Here is a 21,913-nt window from a genome sequence, read left to right on the forward strand (position 1 = left end):
GATGCAGGAGGCGCTACTCTACGCGGCAGGGTCGCCGGTGTTTTGAAGAAAATTGCGGTATGCGCCCGGCGTGACGCCGAACTGGCGCTTGAAGTGGCGGGTGAGGTGGCTCTGATCGGCAAAGCCAACGGCCGCGGCAATGTCGGCCAGCCGCATGGGCGTGCGCAGCAGTGCCTTGGCCCGGCCGATGCGCACCTGTACGAGGTAAGCGTGGGGAGGGAGGCCGTGGCGCGCCTTGAACACGCGCACCAGGTGGTAGGGGCTCATGCCGGCCTGGGTCGCGAGCTCGTCCAACCGCAAGTCCTCGGCGTGGCGGTCGTTGATGATCTCTCGCGCCACGGCGGCCGCGCCGGGCTCCGGCCGCTGGGCCGGCAGGGAGGAGCGCTTTTCGCCGTGCTCGGCAATCCAGTAGGTGAGCATGTCCAGCAGCAGGGTTTGCCTGGCCAGGGTAGAGGCGCCGGGCGTGCCCAGGGCGTGGTGGGCGCGCAGCACCCGCTCGGCCAGGGCCGGGTCCTGGATGACGCCGGCCTGGAAGTGGACCGAGCGCGGCCGAACCGTGAGCTCCTGCAGCGCCGGCTCCAGCACCGAGGGGTCGAGGTAGAACATCCGGTACGTCCAGCCGAGCTCCGCCACGGCGGCGTGGCCGTCGTGGACCTCGCCAGGCACCACCAGGTTCACCTGCCCGGCCGCCGCTGTCATGTCGTCACCCAGGTAGCGGAAATTCATGGCCCCGCGCTCGATGATCCCGATGGCGTACTCCTCGTGGAAATGCCTGGAGAAACGCTGGGTCACGTAGCGGGCGTGCATCAGCTCCACGCCGGGCATGGCCGGCGGTGCGAGCACGCGTACTTCTTCTGTCGGGGGATGGTTCATGCGCTGCCCTTGGAACGGACCGCCCGGAAAGGGACGGGTCATTCAGGCAGCATGCTCCGGAAAAGCCGGCGGCGTCAACAAAGTTCAGCCGACTGAAGAACCCGCGCGTTGCTGGCGCAATGATTGGCAAGGGCAAGGGGGGCCGCGGCCACCGCTTGTCTCGCGAACGTCTACGCCGCCTTCTCCGCCCGGACCACGTAGACAGGATCGCTGACCCCGCGTGTTTCCACGAAGTGGTCGTCCCATGGTGGACGCCAATCGTTGCGCATGCTTACGGCCTCCTTGCAGGTGAATCCGGCGCGCTGCATGCAATCGAGCACATAGCCCACGCGCTCGAACTCGTGCAGGTCGACCCAGCCGGAAATCACCTTGGTGGGGAACCAGCGGTTGGAAAGCCCCACCAGCAGCACGCCGCCGGGAACCAGGAGATCGTGGACGTTGTTCAGCACGGCCACCGGATGCGTGAGGTACTCGAAGGAAAGGCTGCAGACAACGGCCTCATAGCCCGAAGGCTGCAGCAGTGTGGTGGCGTCCGTGTTCAGGTCGTGGACGACGTATCGCGAGAGGCGGGGGTTCTTGGACATCTCCACGCCGTTGAGTCCGAGGCCGGTGACGACAATGTCCATCTCCAGAGGCAGGTGGGACTCCACGCTGCTCATGAGGTCGAGCACGCGCATGCCCGGCTGCAACGAGCGCGAGTAGATGGCCTGCAGGTTGGCGCTGGCCTGGGAGTCCACGTGCCCGATAATGCGCGGATCGGCGTAGAATGAGGCGTCGGCCGCCGTGTCGATGCGGTCGAAGAACTCCTTGTCCACGAAGTCCGTGGCTGTATCAGGCAGATGCGCCTGCATTCCCGGACCCCAGTTGCAGAACTCCTCCACCCAGTGACTGAGCCGACCGTCGGTCTCGCCGCTCTTGTCCTCCAGCCGCAGGACCCGCGCCTCCAGGGTGAGGGGAAATCGCGCCAAAGGATGGTTGCAGTCCGCAACAAAGCCGTGGTCGTCCATCTCCACGATACGGAACGGCGTGGTTGTGCTCGGGAACACGCCGAGAATATCGCGCAGCATGCCTTGCGGGTAGAACCGCCCGAGCCGGGTCGTGACATGACGGCCAGAAATCGTGCGCTGCTGAAAATCTTCAAAGGGCAGACGCAGAACATTGGCCTCGCGAGCCGGCGGGACAAGCTGGCCGGGGCCGTAGTCGCAACAGATGCTGTCATCGACACGGCAGCCGGAAAGCTTCTCCTCCAGACCCTTGGGAAATATGTCACGCCAGACGTTTACGCGGCGGGCGAGATAACGGTCTTCGTACAGCACATCATCGTCGCTCCACCGCAGGGCGTACTCTATCGTTGCGAGTGAATTTTTACCGAGTTGGGGCAAGTGCTCCTTCTTGCTCACTCTGAATTGAGTTCGATGGTTTGTGGCAAAATGGCCAACTACTTTAATAATTGATAAGCTTCGATTGTGATTTTGGCAAGATGGCGGAGTTGTTTTACTTCGCGCCAGTCAACGCCTGCACATCATTCATACTATTTGGTATGATTGGTTGACCGGTTTTTATCAAATTCATGGAGCAGTACATCACAGTACCGGAGAAACGAATAGACATTCATATTTCTATGACTCATTACAGAACTGAATGACGTTACGACGGAAATGCATACCATGATCGTGTAATTCGTCCAGCGCTACGCAGAGGCTTTTTGCAATAATGGCCGCGCCGGGTTCGGAAGGGCGGCTGGAAAAACAGCTTCGGATGTGGGGCGAAGAAGTGTTTCGGCGGCTAAGCTGCGGCGGGTGAGATGTTGGCGAGGATTTCGAGCAGCGCGCGTATGTTCACCGGCTTGGAGATGTAGTCGTCCATGCCGGACTCGAGCAGGGCGTCCTTGTCCCCGATCATGGCGTGGGCCGTGAGCGCGATGATGGGAACCTTGCTCTTGTCCTGGCCGATGTCGCCGCGCCGGATGGCCCGCGTGGCCTCCACGCCGTCCATGACCGGCATCTGAATGTCCATGAGCACCGCATCGAAGGGTGCCTTGGCGAGCATGTCCAGCGCCTGTTTCCCGTTCTGGGCGGACGAGACATCGTGGCCGTGTTTCTCCAGGAGCCTGCGCAGGGAGAGCGCGCTGGCCGGGTCATCTTCCACCAGCAGAACCCGGAGACTGGCCGGAGAAGCGTCGGCCTTCGCCTCTGCATCCTGGTGCTCCGCCGTTTCTTCGGCAATGCTGAGCGGCACGAGGAAGAGGACCGTGGTCCCGCGGCCCATCTCGCTTTCCACGGAGATGTCGCCGCCCATGAGATCGACAAGGCGTTTACAGATGGAGAGCCCCAGGCCGGCGCCCTGGTACTGGCGCGTGAAGCCTTCGTTGACCTGGGTGAAGGGTTCGAACAGCGTGTGGAACTTGTCGCTCGGGATGCCGATGCCGGTGTCCGTTACCGAGAAAAGCACCTGAATCTGCTCCGATTTTGGCGAGGACACGAGCCGCGACGACACCTGGACGCTGCCGGCATGGGTGAACTTCATGGAGTTGCCAACGAGGTTGTTGAGCACTTGCAGCAACCGGGCCGGGTCGCCCTTGACGAACCGCGGCAGGGTGGGGTCGACATCCAGAACGAGCTGCACGGCGGACTGCTCGGCCATGGGCTGGAACAGGTCCAGGCTTTGCTGGAGCAGATCAGGCAGGTCGAAGGTTTCTATCTGGAGGTGGATCTTGCCGGCCTCCACGCGCGAGAGGTCCAGAATGTCGGAAAGGAGCCGCGTGAGCCGCCGGCAGGCCTGGACGGCTGTGTCCACATAGTCCTGCTGCTCCTCGTTGAGCCCCGTGGTGAGCAGGAGCTGGAGCATGCCAAGCATGCCGTTGAGGGGCGTGCGGATCTCGTGGCTCATGTTCGCCAGGAACTCGGACTTTGTGCGGCTGGCCGCCTCGGCCGCCTCTTTGGCCTGCACCAGCACGGCCTCGGCCTTCTTGCGCTCCGTGATGTCGCGGAAAATGACGTGGTGTATCCCCGTGTCCGCAAGGAACTTGATGGTGGAGTCCACAGGCACGTAGCTGCCGTCGGCGCGGCGGTAGCGGCGTTCGATCTTGATCACGCCGCCCTTCTTGGCCTCGGGCAGGGTGTTGGCGAGGGGCACCTGGGCGACGTCGTCCGGGTGGAGCAAGTCCGTGGAGACCGTGCCGATAAGCTCGTCCGCCGAGGCGTAGCCCAGGATCTCGGCCGCCGCCGGATTGGCTTCGGTGATTATGTTTTTGTCAGAGCTCAGCAAAATGCCTTCGGCCGAGTGCTCGAAGAAGTTGCGGAACTTGAGCTCGCGGTCCCGCAGAGTCTCCTCCATCCACTTGCGCTGGGTGATGTCGATGGTGAAGCCGTCGAGGTGCTCTATTGCGCCATCCTCGTCATAGGCTGCGCGCAGGCTCATGGAAACCCAGAACTCCTCGCCATTGCGCCGGCGGCGCTTGCTCTCGTGGTACTTCACCTCACCGCGGAGGAGGATTTGCTCGATGAGCCGTTCGCGCTCCTCGGAGTCGGCGTAGATCTCCTCGCCTATGGAGTGCACGTGGTCGAGCAGCTCTTCCGCGGAATCATAGCCGTACATGGCCGCAAGCTGGGGATTGGCGTTGAGGTAACGGCCGTTCAGCGTGGTCTGGAGGATGCCTACCGGGGCGTTCTCGTAGAGGGTGCGGAACTGCTCTTCGCTCTTCCGGAGCGCTGCCAGGGTCTTGTTGCGCTCGGTGATGTCCACGGCAATGAAAGTGTCTCCGGCCGAAGGATCGCCGGGTGAGAGGGGCGCGGAACTCACGAGGACGTCGAAGAGCTCCCCGTTCTTACGCCGCCAGCGCGTTTCCAATGTCCCCATGCCTTCCTTGGCGAACTGCACGGACTTTTCTGCGCCGATGCGGTCGTACTCGGCCTCGTCGGGGTAGATCAGGCGGGAGCTATGGCCCAGGAGCTCCTCGCGGGAGTAGCCGGTCATTTCCATGAGGCTGGTGTTGATCTTGGTGAACACGCGGTCGACCACCACGCCGATGCCGATGGGAGCGGCGCGGAAAATGCTCTCCAGCTCGGCCTCGCGTTTCTTCAGAGCTTCCTCGGCTTGCTTGCGCTCCGTTATGTCCCGGCCGATGCCCACGATGGAGACAATCTCGCCGTTCTCGTCGAGAATCGCCTTGTCCGACCACGCCAGCCAGCGCCAGCCGTGCTCGGTCATGGCGCGCTGGATCACGTACGCCGTGTGCGGTGGCTCGAACAGGGCTTTCATGGCCTCGGCCGTGGCCTCCCGGTCCTCCTCGTGCACCAGCGGCATGAACTGCTTGTTCAGGAGGTCTTCGGGGCGCAGGCCGAAGAGCTCGCAGTAGCTGGGGCTGACAAAGAGGAAGCGGCCCTCCGGGTCCACCTTGACCACCAGATCGTTCACGTTCTCAACCAGCAGGCGGTAGCGCTCCTCGCTTTCGCACAGCTCCTTTTCGGACTGCTTGCGCAACGTGATGTCACGCAGGGCAACCACGCGGACGGCGGCGCCCCCGCCGTTGGTGGTCCGGCCCTGCATCTCGCAGGGGAAGGAGGAGCCGTCCTTGCGCAGGGCCACGGTCTCGAAAGGATCTTCCCTGTCCGAAAGAATGTATTCCTGCGCCGCCTCGCGGTAGTCGGGGTGGACCAGCTGCTGGCACTGGGAGTCCATGAGGTCCTGCCCGGCGTATCCGAACATGCGCTCCGCGGTGGTGTTGTGGCCGATGCAGAGGCCGTCGCTGGAGAGGATGATGGCCTCGAAGGTGGCGTCGGAAAGCTCGCGATACAGCTCTCTGCTCTCGCGCAGGGCGGCTTCCGAGGACTTTTGCTCGGTGACGTCCTCCAGCACCTCCACGGCGCCGAGTATCTCGCCAAAGGCGTCCACAATGGGGGCCGCGGTGAAGGAGAGCCAGGCGCCGGACTCGCCGAGCTCCGGATAAAAGTCCGTGATGTTGTAGCAGTTCGAAAGCAGGGGAGAGGGCTGCGTGACGCCGGGGTAAAGCGTGTGGATGTCGTCGTATTTGCCATCGACCACGAGGTCGCAGAGGCATGGCCGGGCGTTGGTATAGAAGGCCGACCAGTGCCGGTTCGTGCCCAGGATGCTTGCGGCATCGACACCGGAAATATTCTCGATGGCCTTGTTCCAGTGGATGACCGTGTGGTCCTTGTCGATAACGAAGGTAGGCACCGGCGAGCCGTTGACCACGGCGTGCAGCGTGGCCTCGCTCTTGCGCAGGGCCTCTTCGAAGCGCCGGCGCTCCGTTATGTCGTGGAAAACGCAGTGGGTCTGCTGAAAGCCGCCGTCCGTGTCCCGGCCGATGCGACCGTTGAAGGAGACGAGAAAGGTTGAGCCGTCCTTGCGGGCGAGCTCGAACTCCACACCGAGGATCTCGCCGATGGCCTTGAAGCGGGGAAAATTTTCGGCAAAATGCTGCCGCCACTCCGGGGGGAGGAACTCGCTGAAGTTTCTGCCGATGACCTCGTCGCGGGAATATCCCAGCAAATCAAGCCACCTCTGGTTGACCTCCAGAAAGTTTCCATGCTCGTCCAGGGACTGGTAGCCCAGGGGCGCTTCCTCGAAGAGGCGCTTGAAACGCTCGATCTCCTGATGCGACTTTTCCGAGCAGGCTTGCAGCTCCGCTTCAAGCTCCGCGATGCGCTTGCGGGCTTCTTCCAGCTCCTGCTCAGGGTGCCTGGAAGAGCCGCCTTTGCGATTCGTGCCTGTCATGTGTTTCCCTGGGATAGGTGCAAGACATTCTCAGACTGCGATTGGTGTATAGCATTAGCTGGTATCTATGCCAATCTATTTACGAACCTGGAAATCGGTCAAAAAAGTCAAGGAGAGGTTGACAGAAAGGACGAAATAGGATTTATTCCTACTTAAGAATGATTATGAACAACAACACGCACACACATCCCACGGAAAAAGACAGCGCGTCCGCCAGCCTTGCCTTTCGCACGGCGTGCCGCCGCGCTGGTCTCAAGGTGACGCACCAGCGGGAAGTGATCTTCGAGGAGATCTCCCGGGCCCGTGACCATCCCTCGGCAGAAAAGCTCTTCCAGCGGGTGCGCGGGCGTATTCCGTCCGTCTCCATCGATACGGTGTACCGCACCCTGGACATGCTCGAAGATGCGGGCTTTGTCGTCAAGATCAGAGTGCGCGGAGCAACGCGGTTCGACGGGGACGTCTCGGACCACCACCATTTTTGCTGCAGTGTGTGCGGACGGGTATATGATTTTGCATGGCGCGAGTTCGACGCGCTTGAGCCGCCCGAGGCGGCCAGGGAGTGCGGCGAGATTCGTTCCAGCCGCGTCGTGCTGGAAGGCGTATGCAGTCGATGCGCCGCGACAAGGGAAGACGAAACCGCAGCTGCGCATGGCTGCGGGGACAAGACAACGACACGACAACAAAACCAGTAAGGAGATAGTGATGTCCAAGACCGAGAAGAATCTGCAGGAGGCGTTTGCAGGCGAGTCCCAAGCCAACCGTAAGTATCTGGCCTTTGCCGACAAGGCAGACAAGGACGGCTACGGCCGTGTGGCCAAGCTCTTCCGCGCCGCCGCGGCGGCCGAGACCGTGCACGCCCATGCGCACCTTCGCGCCATGAACGGCATCGGCACCACAGAGGACAACCTGAAGGAAGCTGTGGCCGGCGAGACGCACGAGTTCAAGGAAATGTACCCGGAGATGATCGTGGACGCCGAGGCCGAAGGCGCGACCCAGGCCCTGCGCTCCTTCACCTTTGCCAACGAGGTGGAGAAGGTGCACGCCAATCTCTACCAGAAGGCCCTGGACAACCTGGACGACCAGTCCGATGTGGACTATTACGTATGCTCGATATGCGGCTACACGTGTGAAGGCGAAGCCCCGGACCAGTGCCCCGTGTGCAAGGCCGGCAAGAAAGCATTCTTTATGGTCGATTAATTCCAGGAGGTTGCAGTAATGGAAAAGTGGGAATGCCCATGCGGCTACGTGTACGATCCGGAAGACGGCGACCCTGAGAACGGCGTCCAGCCCGGTACGCCCTGGGAGCAGGTACCCGAGGACTGGGTCTGCCCCAAGTGCGGAGCATTGAAGGAATACTTCGAGAAAGTCGACTAGTTCGCACGAGCGGACAGCGGTGAACTTACGGGGGGTCTGCGTTCCATTGGAGCGCAGGCCCCTTCTAATTTGGAATGCGGAAAATCTTTGCCGTGGATATCATTGCCGCGGATATCGTGTGTGCGCTACTTTATCCCGCATGTGGTTCTGGGGTATGCATGGGACACGGTTCAGCAAACTCGGACTATCAGGGGCGACCATGACTGAAGAAGAAAAAAGGCATGCGGCGCAGGAGCGAGTGGACAGGCGGTTCATGGGTGTCTCCCGGGACAACCCCATCACGGCGCTGATGTACTCGCTGGCCCTGGAGAGAGAGCAGGGCGAGTTCGCCGGCGAGCCGTGTTTTACCGACACCATGCATCAGCCGCTTCCCAATGCGCAGCAGTATCTCCAGATGAAGTCCAAAGTGAGCCTGCTGCCGCTGGACACGCTCAAGGAGAAGATGAAGCTGCCGTCCATGCCACACGTGGTCATGCAGCTGCAAAGCGCCATTATGCGCGAGGCCTCGTCCCACGAGATAGCGAGCATCATCGGGCTGGACCCCAAGCTGACCGCCGCGGTCCTGAGCCTGGTCAACAGCCCGCTGTACGCCATGCCGTCCAAGGTGGAGTCCCTGGAGCGGGCAATCACCGTCATTGGCAACAACGGTGTCTCTTCGCTCGCATTGGGCGTGTACCTGCTTTCCATGTTCGAGGACACGGCGCCACAGGAGCTGCCGCTGGAGACGTTCTGGAAACATTCCATCGCCAGCGCGGTGCTGGCGAACAAGATCGCCCGGCTGTGCAACAAACCGGAGCCCGAGCGTTTTCTGGTGGCCGGGCTGCTGCACGATCTTGGTCAGATACTGCTGTTCTCCCGCTATCCAAGCCTTGCCAGGGTGACGCTGGCCATGCAGCAGGAGCTGGATATGCCGCTGCACGAGGCGGAGTACGTGCTCTTCGATGTGGACCACACGACCATCGGCGGTGTGCTCTTCGGCGAGTGGAGCCTGCCACGCAGCATCGTCAACTCGGCGCTGTACCACCATGACGCGGAGGCGAGTCTGGGCCACGAGGCGCCCGAGGTCGTCTATGTCGCCAATCAGATGGCCACGGCACTGGGCATCGGCTGCAATCGGCTCTACACCGCAGACCCGGGGGAGGCCATCTGGGAAAGCCTGGGGCTCAGGGAAGAGGATGTCCGCGCCATGGTGCAGAACGTGGACGAGCAGCTCTGGGCCATGTTCCACACCATTTTTCCGGGCAAAGGGTGAGACGACTACGGTCTGCTGCCCGGCGTGGGCTCAACCGCGCCGCCTCGGGCGCAATTCTGCAACACGTGATGACGGCCCGCTCGGGATCACTCTCGGTGGCCGATTTCGCCTGATCCGTCTTCCACGGCGTCTTCACCAGCCGCCGGCGTTGCGCGGTCCTTGCGCGCGATGAACGAGTACATGACCGGCACCACCACCAGGGTGATCAGGGTGGAGCTGGCCAGGCCGCCGATAACCGCACGAGCCATAGGCGCCTGGGCCTCGCCGCCTTCGCCGATGCCCAATGCCAGCGGCAGCAGGCCGAAGATGGTGGTCATCGCGGTCATCAGGATGGGCCGCAGCCGGCGGCGGCCGGCTTCCTCGATGGCCAGGGATATGGCCATGCCCTCGTCCTTGCGCAGCTGGTTGGTCTGGTCCACCAGCAGGATGGCGTTGTTCACCAGTATGCCGCCGAGCATGATGCAGCCGATGTACGACTGCATGTTGAAGGTGGTGTGCGTGAGGAAGAGCATCAGCGAGACGCCGATGATGGCCAGGGGTACGGAGAACATGACCACAAAGGGGTCGCGCAGGCTCTCGTACAGGCAGGCCATGACCATGTAGACCAGGACCAGGGCCAGGACGAAGGTCAGCCCCAGCTCTCGGAACGCCTTCTGCTGCTCTTCATAGTCGCCGCTGATGTCCAGACTGAACCCTTGTGGAACCGGCACCTCCTCCAGCTCCTTGCGCAGATCCCTGATGACCGTGCCGAGGTCCACGCCCGATATATCGCCGTCCAGGGTGATGATACGCTCCTGGTCCTTGCGGTCTATCCGCACCGGTCCGGTGTCCGGCTCTACGCTCACCAGGTTGCGCAGCACCACGGGTTGGCCCTGGTCGTTGGTCACGGTCAGGTCCAGGACCGAATCCAGGCTGATGTGCTCGGCGTCCTTGAGCTTGACCAGGATGGCGTACTCGTCGCCGCCTTCGCGGAAGTTGCCTGCCTGGGTGCCCGAGAGCGAGGTCTGGAGAACATTGGCGACCTGAGAAACGTCCACGCCCATGCTTTCCGCTTTGGAGCGGTCCACGTGGATGAGCCGTTCGGGCGCGCCGGATTCGCGTTCGATATCGGCGTCGGTAACGCCGCGCACCTTGAGCATGGCGCGTTTCACTTCCTGGGCCAGGGCGTCGGCGGTCTCCAGGTCGTAGCCGCGGACGAGCACCTCAAGCGAGTCCGAGCCTTCCGTGGAAACCATGCGCATCACGAAAAGTTCCTGCCTGGAACGGACCCGGGTGGTCACGCCCGGTATGCCCGCGAGTTTGGCGCGCAGGCCGTCGGCAATCTCGTGGCTCGTACGGTTGCGTTCCTTCTGGGGCTTCAGGCTGATGCGTATCTGGCCGGCATGAGAGCCCAGGTTGCGCCAGCCCGAGCTGCCGAGCAGGGTGATGACGTTCTGGGCTTCCGGCACCTTCTTGCGCACAATGGCCTCGATCGGCTGGACCGCCTCGTCCAGCCTGTCGAGCTTGGTGCCGACTTCCATTTCGACGTAGATGCGCACCTCGCCCTCATCGGCCCTGGGCATCATTTCCGAGCCGATGAGCGGGATGAGCGCGATGCTGCCGGCGAGCAGGAGCATCGCAAGAGCAACGGTCAGCCCGCGGTGTCTCAGGCAGCCGTGCAGCAGCGACTTGTAGGAGCTTTCCAGCCCGGCCAGGAGCCGGCCGATGGCCGCCGAAGCGCGCTTGAGGATATTCCAGTGGGCTGCGCCGGCAGGTCCTGCATGGGCCACGACGGAGGAGGCGAGCATGGGCACCAGGGTGAGCGCCACGCCCAGGGAGCAGAGCAGGGAGAAGCTCACCACGTAGGCGAGCTGCTTGAACATGATGCCGGCCATGCCGCGGATGAAGATCATGGGCAGGAAGACCACCAGGGTGGTGAGCGTGCTGGCCACGATGGCGCCGGAGACCTCGCTGGCTCCCTGGATGGCGGCCGCCTTCCGGGACATGCCTTCCTCGCGCAGGCGGTAGATGTTCTCCAGCACCACGATGGCGTTGTCCACCAGCATGCCCACGCCCAGGGCCAGGCCGCCCAGGGTCATGATGTTCAGCGTGAAGCCGCCGAAGTAGATGAGCATGAAGGTGGCGATGATGGAGATGGGGATGGCCGCCGCCACCACCAGGGTGCTGCGCACGTTGCGCAGGAAGAAGAGCAGCACCAGCACGGCGAAGATGCCGCCGTAGAGCAGGGAGTTGCTGACGTTGGCGATGGAGTTCTTGATGTAGGTGGAGGTGTCGATGATGGAGCGCAGCCGGATCTGGGGGATGTCGCGGTTGATGTTCTCGAGTTCCTCCAGCACCCGGCTGACCACCTCAACGGTGTTGGTGCCCGACTGCTTGTTCACCGAGAGCCGCACGCCGGGCTCGCCGTTCACGCGGACCAAGCGCGTGACTCGCTCCCAGGAGTCCTCGATCTCGGCAATGTCGCGCAGCCGCACCACCGCGCCCCTGCGCACGGCAATGACCGTGGCGGCCAGCTCGTCCAGGTTGGCGTACTCGCCGGGAGTGCGGATGGAGAGCTCCAGGGTGGGCGTTTCCAGCACGCCGGCCGGCAGGTTCAGGTTGGAGGCCTTGATCCGCGTGATGATCGTGTCCAGGGGAATGTCCAGCGCCTTGAGCCGCTCGGGCACAAGGCCCACGTGGATCTCGCGGTCCAGGCCGCCCCAGATGTTCAGCGCGGCCACGCCGGGCACGCGCTCGATGCGGTAGCGCACCTGGTTCTCCAGGATGTCCTGCATCTGTACCGGGTCCAGCTTGCTGGAGGCCGCCAGGATGAGCACCGGCGCGCTGGCCAGGTCGAACTTGCGCAGCATGGGCCGATCGGCGTCCTCGGGCAGGTTGGGGATCACGCGGTCCAGCCGGTCGCGCAGGTCGTTGGCCGCGGCGTCCAGGTCCGTGCCCCACACGAAAGAGACCCGCACGTCGCTCTGGCCCTCCATGGAGGCGGAGGATATCTCCTCCACGCCCGGTACGGCGGCTATGGCCTGCTCGATGGGCTCGGTGATGAGCGTCTCCACCTCCTGCGATCCGGCGTTCTCATACTCGGTGCGGATGGAGAGGGTGGGATAGGTGATGTCCGGCATCAGGTCGATGGGCAGCCGGCTCAGCGAGACGGCGCCCAGGATCACGACAATGAGCGTGGCCATGGTCGTAAAGACTGGACGGCCCACGGAAAAGCTGGCGAGGCGCGTCATGGTCAGCTCTGCGTCCTGTTGGCGGATGCCGCGGCGTCTTCCGCGGCCGGCAAGGTCGATGCGTCCTTGGAGTTGTTGCGTTGCGGGCTCTTATCGGAGGCGTTGGTCGCGGCGTCTGGATTTGGCGCGATCATGGGCGTGTCCGGAGCGGGCAGGGCGATGGCGGAGCCGTCTTCCAGCAGGTGCTTGCCCAGAGTGACCACCCGGCCGCCGGCGAGGGCGTCTTTGGCGTCGCCCAGCACCTCCACCCAGCCGTCCTGGTTGATGCCCGGGGTGAAGGGCACGAACCGCGCGTCAGAGGCGTTGTCCACGGCCAGGAACACGCCCTGGCTGTTATCGCGTCGGGCCAGGGCTGCCTGGGGCACGGCTGTGACGTCCTCGCGCTCCTCGAAGCGCAGCCTGGCGCGCACGAACATGCCCGGAGCGAGCAGCCGCTCCGCATTGGGCACCACGATCTCTACCCGCGCCTGGCGGGAGGACTCCTGCAGCACCGGAGCCACGCGGGAGACCGTGCCGGGGAAGGTCCTGTCCGGGTAGGCGTCGGCAGCGATCTCGGCCGGCTGACCGGCATGCACGTACGGGAAGTCGCGCTCGATGACGTTGATGACGGCGCGCAGCTCGTCCAGAGCCACCACGGAGACGATGGGGTCGTTGGAGTCCACCATGTCGCCTTCGTCCACAAAGCGCTCGCCCACCAGGCGGTGGGCGTCCGGGTCGTCCCAGCGGGCGTGGATGCGGGTGTAGTCCAGCCGGACGCGGGCAGCCTCCAGGGCCGCCTCCATCTGGCGCACCTGGGCCTGGGCCACCTGCAGCCTGGCGCGGCTGGATTCGAACTCGGCCAGGGCCTGGTCCAGCTCGGACTGGGACACGGCGTTCTTGGTGTGCAGATCCCTGGAGCGCCTCAAGTCGCGCTCGGCCACGTCCAGAGCGCTCTGGGCCTCGATGACCGTGGCTCGCGCAACCTCCAGCGCAGCCTTGGCCTCGCCTACCTGCAGGGCGTACTCATTGCTGTCCAGCTCGGCCAGGAGCTGGCCGTTGGTGACCTGGTCGCCGATGTCCACGTACAGGCTTTCGATGCGGCCGGAGATCTTGGGCGCCACGGTGAATCGTGCGCTGGACTCCAGCGTGCCGGTGAACTCGGCCACGTGCTGGAGGTTCATGGTGCGCACGGGCTCCAGCATCACAGGCACGGCGCGGGGGCCTTTGGACTTGGACGTGGAGGCCCCGGTAGCGGATATGCGCTCCGCCACCTGCCACCCCACCAGACCCAGCAAAAGCGCCGCAATGACGGCGGCGGTCGTTTTTTTCATGCATTCCTCCGGCATTTCCGGCAGAATGGTTGGCTTTCCCGGATGAAACACCGTTCGGGAAAAAGAAGAGCGAGTTGGAATGAGATCGGTATTATTCAGTTGAAGTCAAGGGCTTTTTGGGCCGCAGGGACCGTCTGCACTCGCGTTTTCGCGGCCGGACGAGTCCAGGACTCCAGGATGCGATCCTGTTGGTGTTTTCTCGGAAAGGCCATTGACCCAAAGGCAAAACTTGGCCTACTGTTCAAATACTTATAGATGTAATCGCACGACGCCATCACCATGCTCTACTCCACCGCATACCTCGAAAAGCGCCTCGCCGATCTGCAGGAGAAGCTCCGCAGCGAAGGGCTGCGCATCACGCCGCAGCGCCGGGCCATCCTGCGCGCGCTGGTGATGGAGCAGGGCCACCCCACGGCCGAGGAGTTGCACCGCTCCCTCCTGCCCGAGTATCCCACTATGAGCCTGGCCACGGTGTACAAGACCATCACCATGCTCAAGCACCTTGGCGAGGTCCTGGAGCTTGAGTTCAGCCGGGACAACCGCTTCGATGGCCATAACCCCCGCCCCCACCCGCACCTCATCTGCCAGGGCTGCGGCCGCATCCTGGACCCGGATGTGCCGGGCCTTGCAGAGATGATCGACACGCTCAAGGAGAGCACCGGCTTCTCCGTCACCACGCACCGCCTCGATTTCTACGGGCTGTGCCCCGATTGCAAGTCCAATAACAAGAAAGACGGGTAGCATTTTTTTCTTGCGTTGGATAATGATTTTCCGTAGAGAATGGTTCCCAGAACCTGTTTCCCGTCCCTAGCCGGCGACAAAGCTGCTGTGCGCGGTTGTGTCGTCGTGCGCATGGGGCTGCGATTAAGCAGGAAAAATGAGTCATAGCTTGAGCAGAACTGCCAAGCGTAGTAAGGGAAAAGGCGTTCACGTGTGTGAACTCAGCGTGACAATTTTGCCGTGCAACAACGAAAATCGTGAAGGATAGGAGGATCAAAATGGCGGATTCCGCTCAGATGGACAAGGCAGCACGTCGCGAAAAGGTTATTGAGGCTCTCAATCACGCCCGCTCCATGGAGCTCTACGCTATCTCCCAGTACATGACCCAGCACTATGCGCTGGACGACATGGACTACGGCGAGCTGGCCAAGAACATGAAGCTCATCGCCATCGACGAGATGCGCCACGCCGAGCAGTTTGCCGAGCGCATCAAGGAGCTGGGCGGCGAGCCTACCACCGATCTGGCCGACCAGGTTCGCAAGGGCCAGGACGTGCGCACCATCTTCCCCTTCGACTCCGACGTGGAAGACGACACCATCGACAAGTACAACCAGTTCCTCGCCGTGTGCCGCGAGATGGGCGACAACACCAGCGCCAAGCTCCTGGAGAACATCATCGACGAGGAGCAGGAGCACGCCAACCACTTCGACAACGTGGCCGGCCACATTGCCGACCTGGGCGACTCGTATCTGTCCAAGATCGCCGGCACGCCGGCTTCCACCGGCGCGGCTTCCAAGGGATTTGTCAGCTCCAGCAGCGAGGGCTGATTTATCCGGGCGTAAGGCCCGTAATTATGAGCCGCCGTACCATAGAGCCATACGAAGTTTTGCAAAGGCCCGCGCTTGATACAAGCACGGGCCTTTCGCTTCTCGGGCAATGCCGATCGGCACGGTAGGCTTTCAGAACGCCGCCTTTGCGGCAAAGAGAGAGGAGATACCGCCAGGAAAAAGCGGTGACGGAACAGGTCAATCCAGACAACAGGGCCGATGGGGAGCCGACCGGACCGCGAACGCCGCGCCGGGACAACGCCTCCATCGTGTCGTTGAGCGAGCACCGGCCATGGAGCCGGTGAAGGAGGGTTTGCTATGTTTTTCCGGCAGATTCAGGTCCAGGGTCTCGGATGTCTTTCATACGTGCTGGGGTGTCCGCAGGCAGGAACCATGATCGTGGTCGACCCCAAGCGGGACATCCAGGACTACCTGGACATCTCCCGCGACGAGGGCATGCGCATCACCCATATCGTGGATACGCACGTGCACGCCGACCACGTTTCCGGCGCGCATGAGCTGGCCTCGCGCACCGGCGCGGAGATATGCATGCATCCGGACAGCCCCGTGGACTTCACGTTCACGCCGCTGCCGGAAGGCCACGTGCTCCAGGCCGGCAACGCCAGGCTGCGGGTGCTGCACACCCCCGGCCACACTCCGCACTCCATCTCCCTGGTGGTCTCGGACCTTGCGCGCTCCGAGGAGCCGTGGATGGTGCTCACAGGCGACCTGCTCTTTGTGGGCGACATCGGCCGGCCCGATTTGGCCGGCTCGGAGATTCTGGATGCGCAAGTCAAGAACCTCTACAACTCCCTGTTCGAGAAGGTCGGGGGCCTGCCCGAGTTCCTGGAGGTCTATCCGGCCCACGGCGCAGGCTCCCTGTGCGGCAAGGGCATGAGCCCCAAGAACAGCTCCACCCTGGGCTACGAGATGCGTCACAACCCCAGGCTGCAGTATGGCTCCTTCGAGGAGTTCGCAGGCGAGATGGGCGGCGAGTTCCCGCTGCGCCCCAAAAGCTTCACGCACATCATCTCCACCAACATGAACGGCGCGCCGCTGCTGGACCGCTGCCCGCTGGAGCGCGCCCTTACCGTGAGCGACTTCGAGAAGCTCATGGCCGAAGGCGCCGTGGTCATCGACACCCGCGACGGCCCGGCCTTCGGCGGCAGCCACATCCCCGGCTCGCTGAACATCGGCTTTGAGAAGAGCATGGCCAACTGGGTGGGCATGGTGGTGGACCCCAAGGCGGACATCCTGCTCGTGGTGCAGGACAGGCCGGCCTACGACGCCATGCGCACCGAGCTGCACCGCATCGGCTACGACAACATCCTGGGCTACCTCTCCGGCGGCATCCAGGCCTGGATCTTCGCCGGGAAGCCCGTGGACAAGCTGGAGCAGGTCTCCGGCGCGGAGCTTGCCGAGCGGCTGCAGAACGGCGACAGGCCTGCGCTGCTGGACGTGCGCACCGACGCCGAGTGGGACGGCGGCTTCATCCACGGCGCGCAGCACATGTCCTTCAACGAGATCCTGGACGCCTGCTGCTCCCTGCCCACGGACGAGGAGGTGGTCGTCTACTGCGGCAGCGGCTACCGCTCCAACATGGCCGGCTCCTACATGCAGGCCCACGGCTACGCCAACGTCAAATCCCTTGCCGGCGGTGTGATGGCCTGGTCCAGGGCCGGGCGGCAGCTTTCCGCCGATCTGTAGCGTGTGTGTTCTGGCGCGGGAACCGTCTTGCCGGCGGTTTCCGCGCCTTCATTTTCCATGAGGCGCGTCAAGATGGTAACATATTAAAATAACAAATAATCGAAAATAAGGAGGAACAATGTCCGATTCGAACAAGCCGCTCTGCGACAGACCGGGGGGAGGTCCCGTCGGCCAGGATGCGCAGCCAGCGCAACCCGATGAACCACGCATCGAACAAGAAAAAGGAGGAACCATGATTACTGTCGGTCAAAAAGCTCCTGATTTCGAGGCCCCAGCCTACTTCAAGGGCGAGTTCACCAACGTCAAGCTCTCCAGCTACCTGGGCAAGTGGGTGGTCCTGTGTTTCTATCCCGGTGATTTCACTTTTGTTTGAGCAACCGAGGTCTCGGCGGTCGCCGAGAAGAATTCCGAATTCGAGGAGCTCGGTGTGCAGGTCCTGTCCATGAGCGTTGATTCCGTCTTCGTTCACAAGATGTGGGTGGACCATGAGCTCTCCAAAATGATCACCGCAGGCACCGTACCGTTCCCCATGCTCTCCGATGGCGGCGGCAAGGTAGGCGAGCTGTACAGCGTGTACAGCCCGGAGAACGGCGTGGATGTACGCGGCCGTTTCCTCATCGACCCCGACGGCGTAATCCAGGGCTTCGAGGTGCTCTCGCCGCCCGTGGGCCGCAACGTGTCGGAAACCCTGCGACAGATTCAGGCGTTCCAGTTGGTGCGCGAGACCCAGGGCGGCGAAGTCACGCCGTCCGGCTGGCGTCCGGGCTCGACCACTCTTAATCCGGGGGTCGGCCTGGTCGGCAAGGTCTGGGAAAAATGGAAGGTCACTGAAGCCTTCGAGTAGAGTAGCGGGTAATTCGTAAGGAATTGCCAAAGCAATATGAAAAGCAACGCCCCCGAGCAGATGTTCGGGGGCGTTATATTTTGGGATAGCGGTATTACCGCCAGAGCTTCTCAGGATCGGAGCCGCTCACATCAGTCGTACGTCTCTCCGCGGCGTCTGGCCATCTTGTACCGCCACTCCTCCACGGCGCAGAACAGCACCGGCACCACGAACACCGTGAGCAGGGCCACGAGCATGCCGCCGAAGGACGGTATGGCCATGGGCACCATGATGTCCGCGCCACGGCCGCTGGAGGTGAGCACCGGCAGCAGGGCGAGGATGGTGGTGGCCGATGTCATCAGCGCGGGCCGGATGCGGCGCTCGGCGCCGGCCACCACGGCGTCGCGGATCTGCGTCGTGTTCTCGGTCTGCATATTGTCCTTGGACTCCAGCAGGTAGGTGGCCATGAGCACGCCGTCGTCCGAGGCGATGCCGAACAAGGCCAGGAAGCCCACCCAGATGGCTACCGAGAGGTTCACCGGGTGCACCTGGAAGAGCGTTCGCAACGACTCGCCGAAGAGATCGACGTTGAGGAACCACTCCTGCCCGTATAGCCAGATGAGGATGAAGCCGCCGGCCCAGGCCACGGCAATGCCCGAGAAGACAATGCCCGTCAGCGGCAGCTCCTTGAACTGCAGGTAGAGGATGAGGAAGATGACGGCCAGGGCCACGGGCAGGATCACGGCGAGCCGCTTCTGCGCGCGGATCTGGTTCTCGTAGCTGCCGGCGAATGTATAGGACACGCCCTTGGGCAGGACGAACTCGCCAGAGTCCTGCTTGGATTGCAGGTAGTTGCGCACGTTGTCCACCACGTCCACCTCGGCGAATCCAGGCTTCTTGTCGAAGAGGACGTAGCCCACCAGGAAGGTGTCCTCGCTCTTGATGGCCTGCGGACCGCGCACGTAGCGGATGTGGGCCAGCTCGCGCAGGGGGATCTGCTCGCCGGACATGGAGGCGACCAGGATGGAGCCCAGGGCCTCCGGGGAGTCGCGCAGCTCGCGCTGGTAGCGCACGCGCACGGGGTAGCGCTCGCGGCCTTCCACCGTGGTGGTGAGCTGGCGGCCACCCACGGCGGTCTCGATGATCCGCTGCACGTCCTCCAGGGGCATGCCGTAGCGGGCAATGGCCGTGCGGTCGATCTCGATCTCCAGGTAGGGTTTGCCCACGATGCGGTCGGCCACCACTGCCTCGGGCTGCACCGTCGGCACTTCCTTGAGCAGCTTTTCCAGCTCCAGCCCCACGCTCTGGATGGTCTCCAGGTCCGGGCCGCGGACCTTGATGCCCATGGGCGCTCGCATGCCGGACTGCAGCATGACGATGCGCGCGGCAATGGGCTGCAGGTACGGGGCCGAGGTCGTGCCGGGGATGCGCGCGGACTTCTCGATCTCGTCCCAGATGTCCTGCGGCGTCTTGATGCCTTCCCAGGCGTCGCGGTCCTTGTTGATGGATGGATCGATGGCCGGCCGCCAGAGCCGGAAGGGCATGCCGCTGGCGTCCGGTATCAGCTTGCCGTCCTTGTCGCGCAGGAACTTGCCCTGCACCAGGTAGGGCAGGCCGTCCGGACCGGGCACTGGCGCGCCATCCGGCGTGCGGAAGTAGTCCAGCTTGTCCTTGCGATACTTGAAGCGGAGCTGCTTGCCGGATTCGTCCACGATGAACTCGGGCTTGTAGTTCACCACGGTCTCGATCATGGAGAGCGGCGCCGGGTCCAAAGATGTGTCGGCACGGCCCAGCTTGCCCACGGCCGTGTCCACCTCGGGCACGGCGTTCATGGCCATATCCTGCTTGGAGAGCACGTCCTTGACCTCGCCGATGGAGGCGTGCGGCATGGTGGTGGGCATGAACAGGAACGAGCCCTCGTCCAGCGGCGGCATGAACTCCTTGCCCAGGCCTGGGAAGGCGTTGGCCATGGCCACGGCCGGCCTGGAGCCGAGCACGGAATGCGGCAGCCAGCCGAACACCGTGGGGAAGCCCAGCCAGACAAGCAGGCCGATGAGCACCACCGAGACGGGCAGGAGCATGAAGAGCGCTTTGAAGTTCAGTATTCTACGGAGCATGAACGGGTAAAAGTACTGGAACACGGCAAAGAATCCCAGCAGCGAGCCCATGAGCAGCAGGGTGAAGATGGCGTTCACCGCCAGGCTGTGCTCCGGCCCCAGGGGCATCCAGTGCGCCGAAAGCATCACAGCCACGGCCACGGCCAGCAGGATGATGGCCCCGCGGGTGAGCCAGAACGCGCCGCGCGGGGGCAGCAGCAGAGCGGCGAAGCGCGATGCACCCACCAGGATGATGGCCCCGCCGATCCACCACGTGCCGAACCAGGCCACGGCGGCGCCGGCGAGGATAACCAGCACCGTGAGCACCCGGCTGGTGTCCTGTCCGCCCTTGCCCCGGCGCAGGAAGAACGTGGCCAGTGCGGGCAGCACCGTGACCGAAACCACGATGGAGGCGAAAAGCGCGAAGGTCTTGGTGAAGGCCAGGGGCTTGAACAGCTTGCCCTCCGCGCCCTGCATGGCGAACACGGGCAGGAAGCTGACGATGGTGGTGGCCACGGCCGTGAGCACGGCGCCGGCCACCTCGCCGGAGGCGTCGCGGATTATCTCCCTGGTAGGCATGCCTGGCGGCGCGTCCTCGAACCGTTTCAGGATGTTCTCGGTGATGATGATGCCCATGTCCACCATGGTGCCGATGGCGATGGCGATGCCCGAGAGCGCCACGATGTTCGCATCCACTCCGAACTGCTTCATGGCCGCAAAGCACAGCAGCACGGCCATGGGCAAGAGCGAGGCGATGAGCATGGAGCTTTCCAGGTGCATCACCGTGACCAGGACCACGACGATGGTCACGAGGATTTCATCGACGAGCGCGGTGTTCAGGGTGCCGAGGGTCTCGTGGATCAGGCCGGAGCGGTCGTAGAACGGCACCACCGAGAGCTTGCTGGTGCGGCCGTCCGGCAGCACCTTGGAGGGCAGGCCTGGCTCCAGCTCGCCGATCTTCGTCTTGACGTTGTCGATGACGGCAAGCGGGTTTTCGCCGTAGCGGGCGACGACCACGCCGCCCACGACCTCGGCCCCGCCCTTGTCCAGCACACCGCGCCGCATGGCCGGGCCGAGCTGCACCGAGGCCACGTCGCCTACGGTGATGGGCTGGTCGCTGCGCGCCATGACCACGGATTTCTCCAGGTCCCCGATGTTCTTGATGAACCCGACACCGCGGACGATGTACTCCGCGCTGTTGACCTCGATGGTCCGCGCGCCCACGTCCAGGTTGGAGCGCGCCACGGCGCGCATCACCATCTCCAGGGTAACGTTGGCCGCGCGCATGGCCTCCGGGTTCACGTCCACCTGATACTCGCGCACAAAGCCGCCGATGGAGGCCACCTCACTGACGCCGCCGGCCGACTGCAGGCCGTAGCGCATGTACCAGTCCTGCACGCTGCGCAGCTCATCCAGGTTCCAGCCGCCGGTGGGGTTGCCGTCTGCGTCGCGTCCCTCCAGCGTGTACCAGTACACCTGGCCCAGGGCCGTAGCATCCGGCCCCAGGGTGGGCTTCACCCCTTGTGGCAGGCTGCCGGCCGGCAGGCTGGCGAGCTTTTCCAGAAGGCGCGAGCGCGACCAGTAGAACTCCACGTTCTCCTCGAAGATCACGTAGATGGAGGAGAAGCCGAACATGGAGACGCTGCGCACGGTCTTGACGCCGGGGATGCCGAGCAGGGCCGTGGTCAGGGGGTAGGAGACCTGGTCCTCCACGTCCTGGGGCGAGCGGCCGGGCCACTCCGTGAACACGATCTGCTGGTTTTCGCCGATGTCCGGAATGGCGTCCACGGGCACGGGATTGCGCGGGATGGACTTGAGATCCCAGTCAAAGGGCGCCACCGAGATGCCCCAGAACAGGAGCAGGGCAAAGACCGTGAAGACGACGACGCGATACTGCAGGCAGAAGCCGACGAACTTCTCGGAGAGCGTTTGCGGGGGGCGGCTGAATCCGTTTTTGTCGATCAT

At 63.4% G+C, this 21,913-nt stretch carries 14 protein-coding genes; 8 read left to right on the forward strand and 6 right to left on the reverse strand.

Translation table 11 applies throughout. The features are described 5' to 3' along the window. Window positions 1-18: 18 nt before the first annotated feature. From E8L03_RS18600 to E8L03_RS18610, 3 genes are all read right to left on the reverse strand, one after another. Window positions 19-915, reverse strand: a complete 897-nt coding sequence (locus tag E8L03_RS18600; protein WP_244963580.1) for an AraC family transcriptional regulator — start codon at window positions 913-915, stop codon at window positions 19-21. A 128-nt stretch (window positions 916-1,043) separates the two neighbouring features. Beyond that, window positions 1,044-2,189, reverse strand: coding sequence for a methyltransferase type 11 (locus tag E8L03_RS18605; RefSeq protein WP_171268155.1), 1,146 nt, complete (start codon window positions 2,187-2,189; stop codon window positions 1,044-1,046). Between the two features lie 469 nt (window positions 2,190-2,658). After that, a complete protein-coding gene (locus E8L03_RS18610) occupies window positions 2,659-6,609 on the reverse strand; it encodes a PAS domain S-box protein (protein ID WP_171268156.1) in 3,951 nt (1,316 codons plus the stop codon). A gap of 164 nt (window positions 6,610-6,773) precedes the next feature. Here E8L03_RS18610 and E8L03_RS18615 point away from each other — a divergent pair, with 164 nt between their 5' ends. The 4 genes from E8L03_RS18615 to E8L03_RS18630 all read left to right on the forward strand — a co-directional run bounded on the left by E8L03_RS18615 (window position 6,774) and on the right by E8L03_RS18630 (window position 9,235). Beyond that, window positions 6,774-7,301 (forward strand): Fur family transcriptional regulator, encoded by a 528-nt coding sequence (locus tag E8L03_RS18615; protein ID WP_167512593.1) that lies wholly within the window; start codon window positions 6,774-6,776, stop codon window positions 7,299-7,301. A 10-nt stretch (window positions 7,302-7,311) separates the two neighbouring features. Next, a complete protein-coding gene (locus E8L03_RS18620; protein WP_144306588.1) occupies window positions 7,312-7,806 on the forward strand; it encodes a rubrerythrin family protein in 495 nt (164 codons plus the stop codon). Window positions 7,807-7,824: 18 nt separating this feature from the next. Further along, window positions 7,825-7,983, forward strand: a complete 159-nt coding sequence (locus E8L03_RS18625; RefSeq protein WP_144306587.1) for a rubredoxin — start codon at window positions 7,825-7,827, stop codon at window positions 7,981-7,983. Window positions 7,984-8,182: 199 nt separating this feature from the next. Then, a complete protein-coding gene (locus E8L03_RS18630) occupies window positions 8,183-9,235 on the forward strand; it encodes an HDOD domain-containing protein (RefSeq protein ID WP_171268157.1) in 1,053 nt (350 codons plus the stop codon). An 86-nt stretch (window positions 9,236-9,321) separates the two neighbouring features. Here the strand turns inward: E8L03_RS18630 and E8L03_RS18635 are convergent, their stop codons facing one another. Further along, window positions 9,322-12,465 (reverse strand): efflux RND transporter permease subunit, encoded by a 3,144-nt coding sequence (locus E8L03_RS18635; protein ID WP_171268158.1) that lies wholly within the window; start codon window positions 12,463-12,465, stop codon window positions 9,322-9,324. A 2-nt stretch (window positions 12,466-12,467) separates the two neighbouring features. After that, window positions 12,468-13,775 carry an efflux RND transporter periplasmic adaptor subunit gene (locus tag E8L03_RS18640; protein ID WP_171268159.1) on the reverse strand — a complete coding sequence of 436 codons (1,308 nt, stop codon included), beginning with the start codon at window positions 13,773-13,775 and terminating at the stop codon, window positions 12,468-12,470. Between the two features lie 279 nt (window positions 13,776-14,054). Here E8L03_RS18640 and E8L03_RS18645 point away from each other — a divergent pair, with 279 nt between their 5' ends. From E8L03_RS18645 to prxU, 4 genes are all read left to right on the forward strand, one after another. Then, the gene (locus tag E8L03_RS18645; RefSeq protein ID WP_144306583.1) at window positions 14,055-14,516 is read left to right on the forward strand and encodes a Fur family transcriptional regulator; all 462 of its coding nucleotides are present in this window, start codon (window positions 14,055-14,057) and stop codon (window positions 14,514-14,516) included. Between the two features lie 257 nt (window positions 14,517-14,773). Then, window positions 14,774-15,322, forward strand: a complete 549-nt coding sequence (locus E8L03_RS18650; RefSeq protein WP_235896705.1) for a bacterioferritin — start codon at window positions 14,774-14,776, stop codon at window positions 15,320-15,322. A gap of 393 nt (window positions 15,323-15,715) precedes the next feature. Further along, window positions 15,716-17,029 carry an MBL fold metallo-hydrolase gene (locus E8L03_RS18655; RefSeq protein ID WP_342356082.1) on the forward strand — a complete coding sequence of 438 codons (1,314 nt, stop codon included), beginning with the start codon at window positions 15,716-15,718 and terminating at the stop codon, window positions 17,027-17,029. Window positions 17,030-17,147: 118 nt separating this feature from the next. Further along, the gene (gene prxU, locus E8L03_RS21050; RefSeq protein ID WP_144306581.1) at window positions 17,148-17,873 is read left to right on the forward strand and encodes a thioredoxin-dependent peroxiredoxin; all 726 of its coding nucleotides are present in this window, start codon (window positions 17,148-17,150) and stop codon (window positions 17,871-17,873) included. Between the two features lie 131 nt (window positions 17,874-18,004). Here prxU and E8L03_RS18670 read toward each other — a convergent pair whose 3' ends face one another. Further along, window positions 18,005-21,913 (reverse strand): efflux RND transporter permease subunit, encoded by a 3,909-nt coding sequence (locus tag E8L03_RS18670; RefSeq protein ID WP_171268163.1) that lies wholly within the window; start codon window positions 21,911-21,913, stop codon window positions 18,005-18,007.

The sequence above is a fragment of the Oceanidesulfovibrio marinus genome (assembly GCF_013085545.1).
Taxonomy (GTDB): domain Bacteria; phylum Desulfobacterota; class Desulfovibrionia; order Desulfovibrionales; family Desulfovibrionaceae; genus Oceanidesulfovibrio; species Oceanidesulfovibrio marinus.

Excerpts from the sequence above, each read along its gene's own strand:
- E8L03_RS18600 (WP_244963580.1), bottom strand. The coding sequence starts at position 915 with ATGACCCGTCCCTTTCCGGGCGGTCCGTTCCAAGGGCAGCGCATGAAC.
- E8L03_RS18610 (WP_171268156.1), bottom strand. The coding sequence starts at position 6,609 with ATGACAGGCACGAATCGCAAAGGCGGCTCTTCCAGGCACCCTGAGCAG.
- E8L03_RS18615 (WP_167512593.1), top strand. The coding sequence starts at position 6,774 with ATGAACAACAACACGCACACACATCCCACGGAAAAAGACAGCGCGTCC.
- E8L03_RS18620 (WP_144306588.1), top strand. The coding sequence starts at position 7,312 with ATGTCCAAGACCGAGAAGAATCTGCAGGAGGCGTTTGCAGGCGAGTCC.
- E8L03_RS18625 (WP_144306587.1), top strand. The coding sequence starts at position 7,825 with ATGGAAAAGTGGGAATGCCCATGCGGCTACGTGTACGATCCGGAAGAC.
- E8L03_RS18630 (WP_171268157.1), top strand. The coding sequence starts at position 8,183 with ATGACTGAAGAAGAAAAAAGGCATGCGGCGCAGGAGCGAGTGGACAGG.
- E8L03_RS18635 (WP_171268158.1), bottom strand. The coding sequence starts at position 12,465 with ATGACGCGCCTCGCCAGCTTTTCCGTGGGCCGTCCAGTCTTTACGACC.
- E8L03_RS18640 (WP_171268159.1), bottom strand. The coding sequence starts at position 13,775 with ATGAAAAAAACGACCGCCGCCGTCATTGCGGCGCTTTTGCTGGGTCTG.
- E8L03_RS18645 (WP_144306583.1), top strand. The coding sequence starts at position 14,055 with ATGCTCTACTCCACCGCATACCTCGAAAAGCGCCTCGCCGATCTGCAG.
- E8L03_RS18650 (WP_235896705.1), top strand. The coding sequence starts at position 14,774 with ATGGCGGATTCCGCTCAGATGGACAAGGCAGCACGTCGCGAAAAGGTT.
- E8L03_RS18655 (WP_342356082.1), top strand. The coding sequence starts at position 15,716 with ATGATCGTGGTCGACCCCAAGCGGGACATCCAGGACTACCTGGACATC.
- E8L03_RS18670 (WP_171268163.1), bottom strand. The coding sequence starts at position 21,913 with ATGATCGACAAAAACGGATTCAGCCGCCCCCCGCAAACGCTCTCCGAG.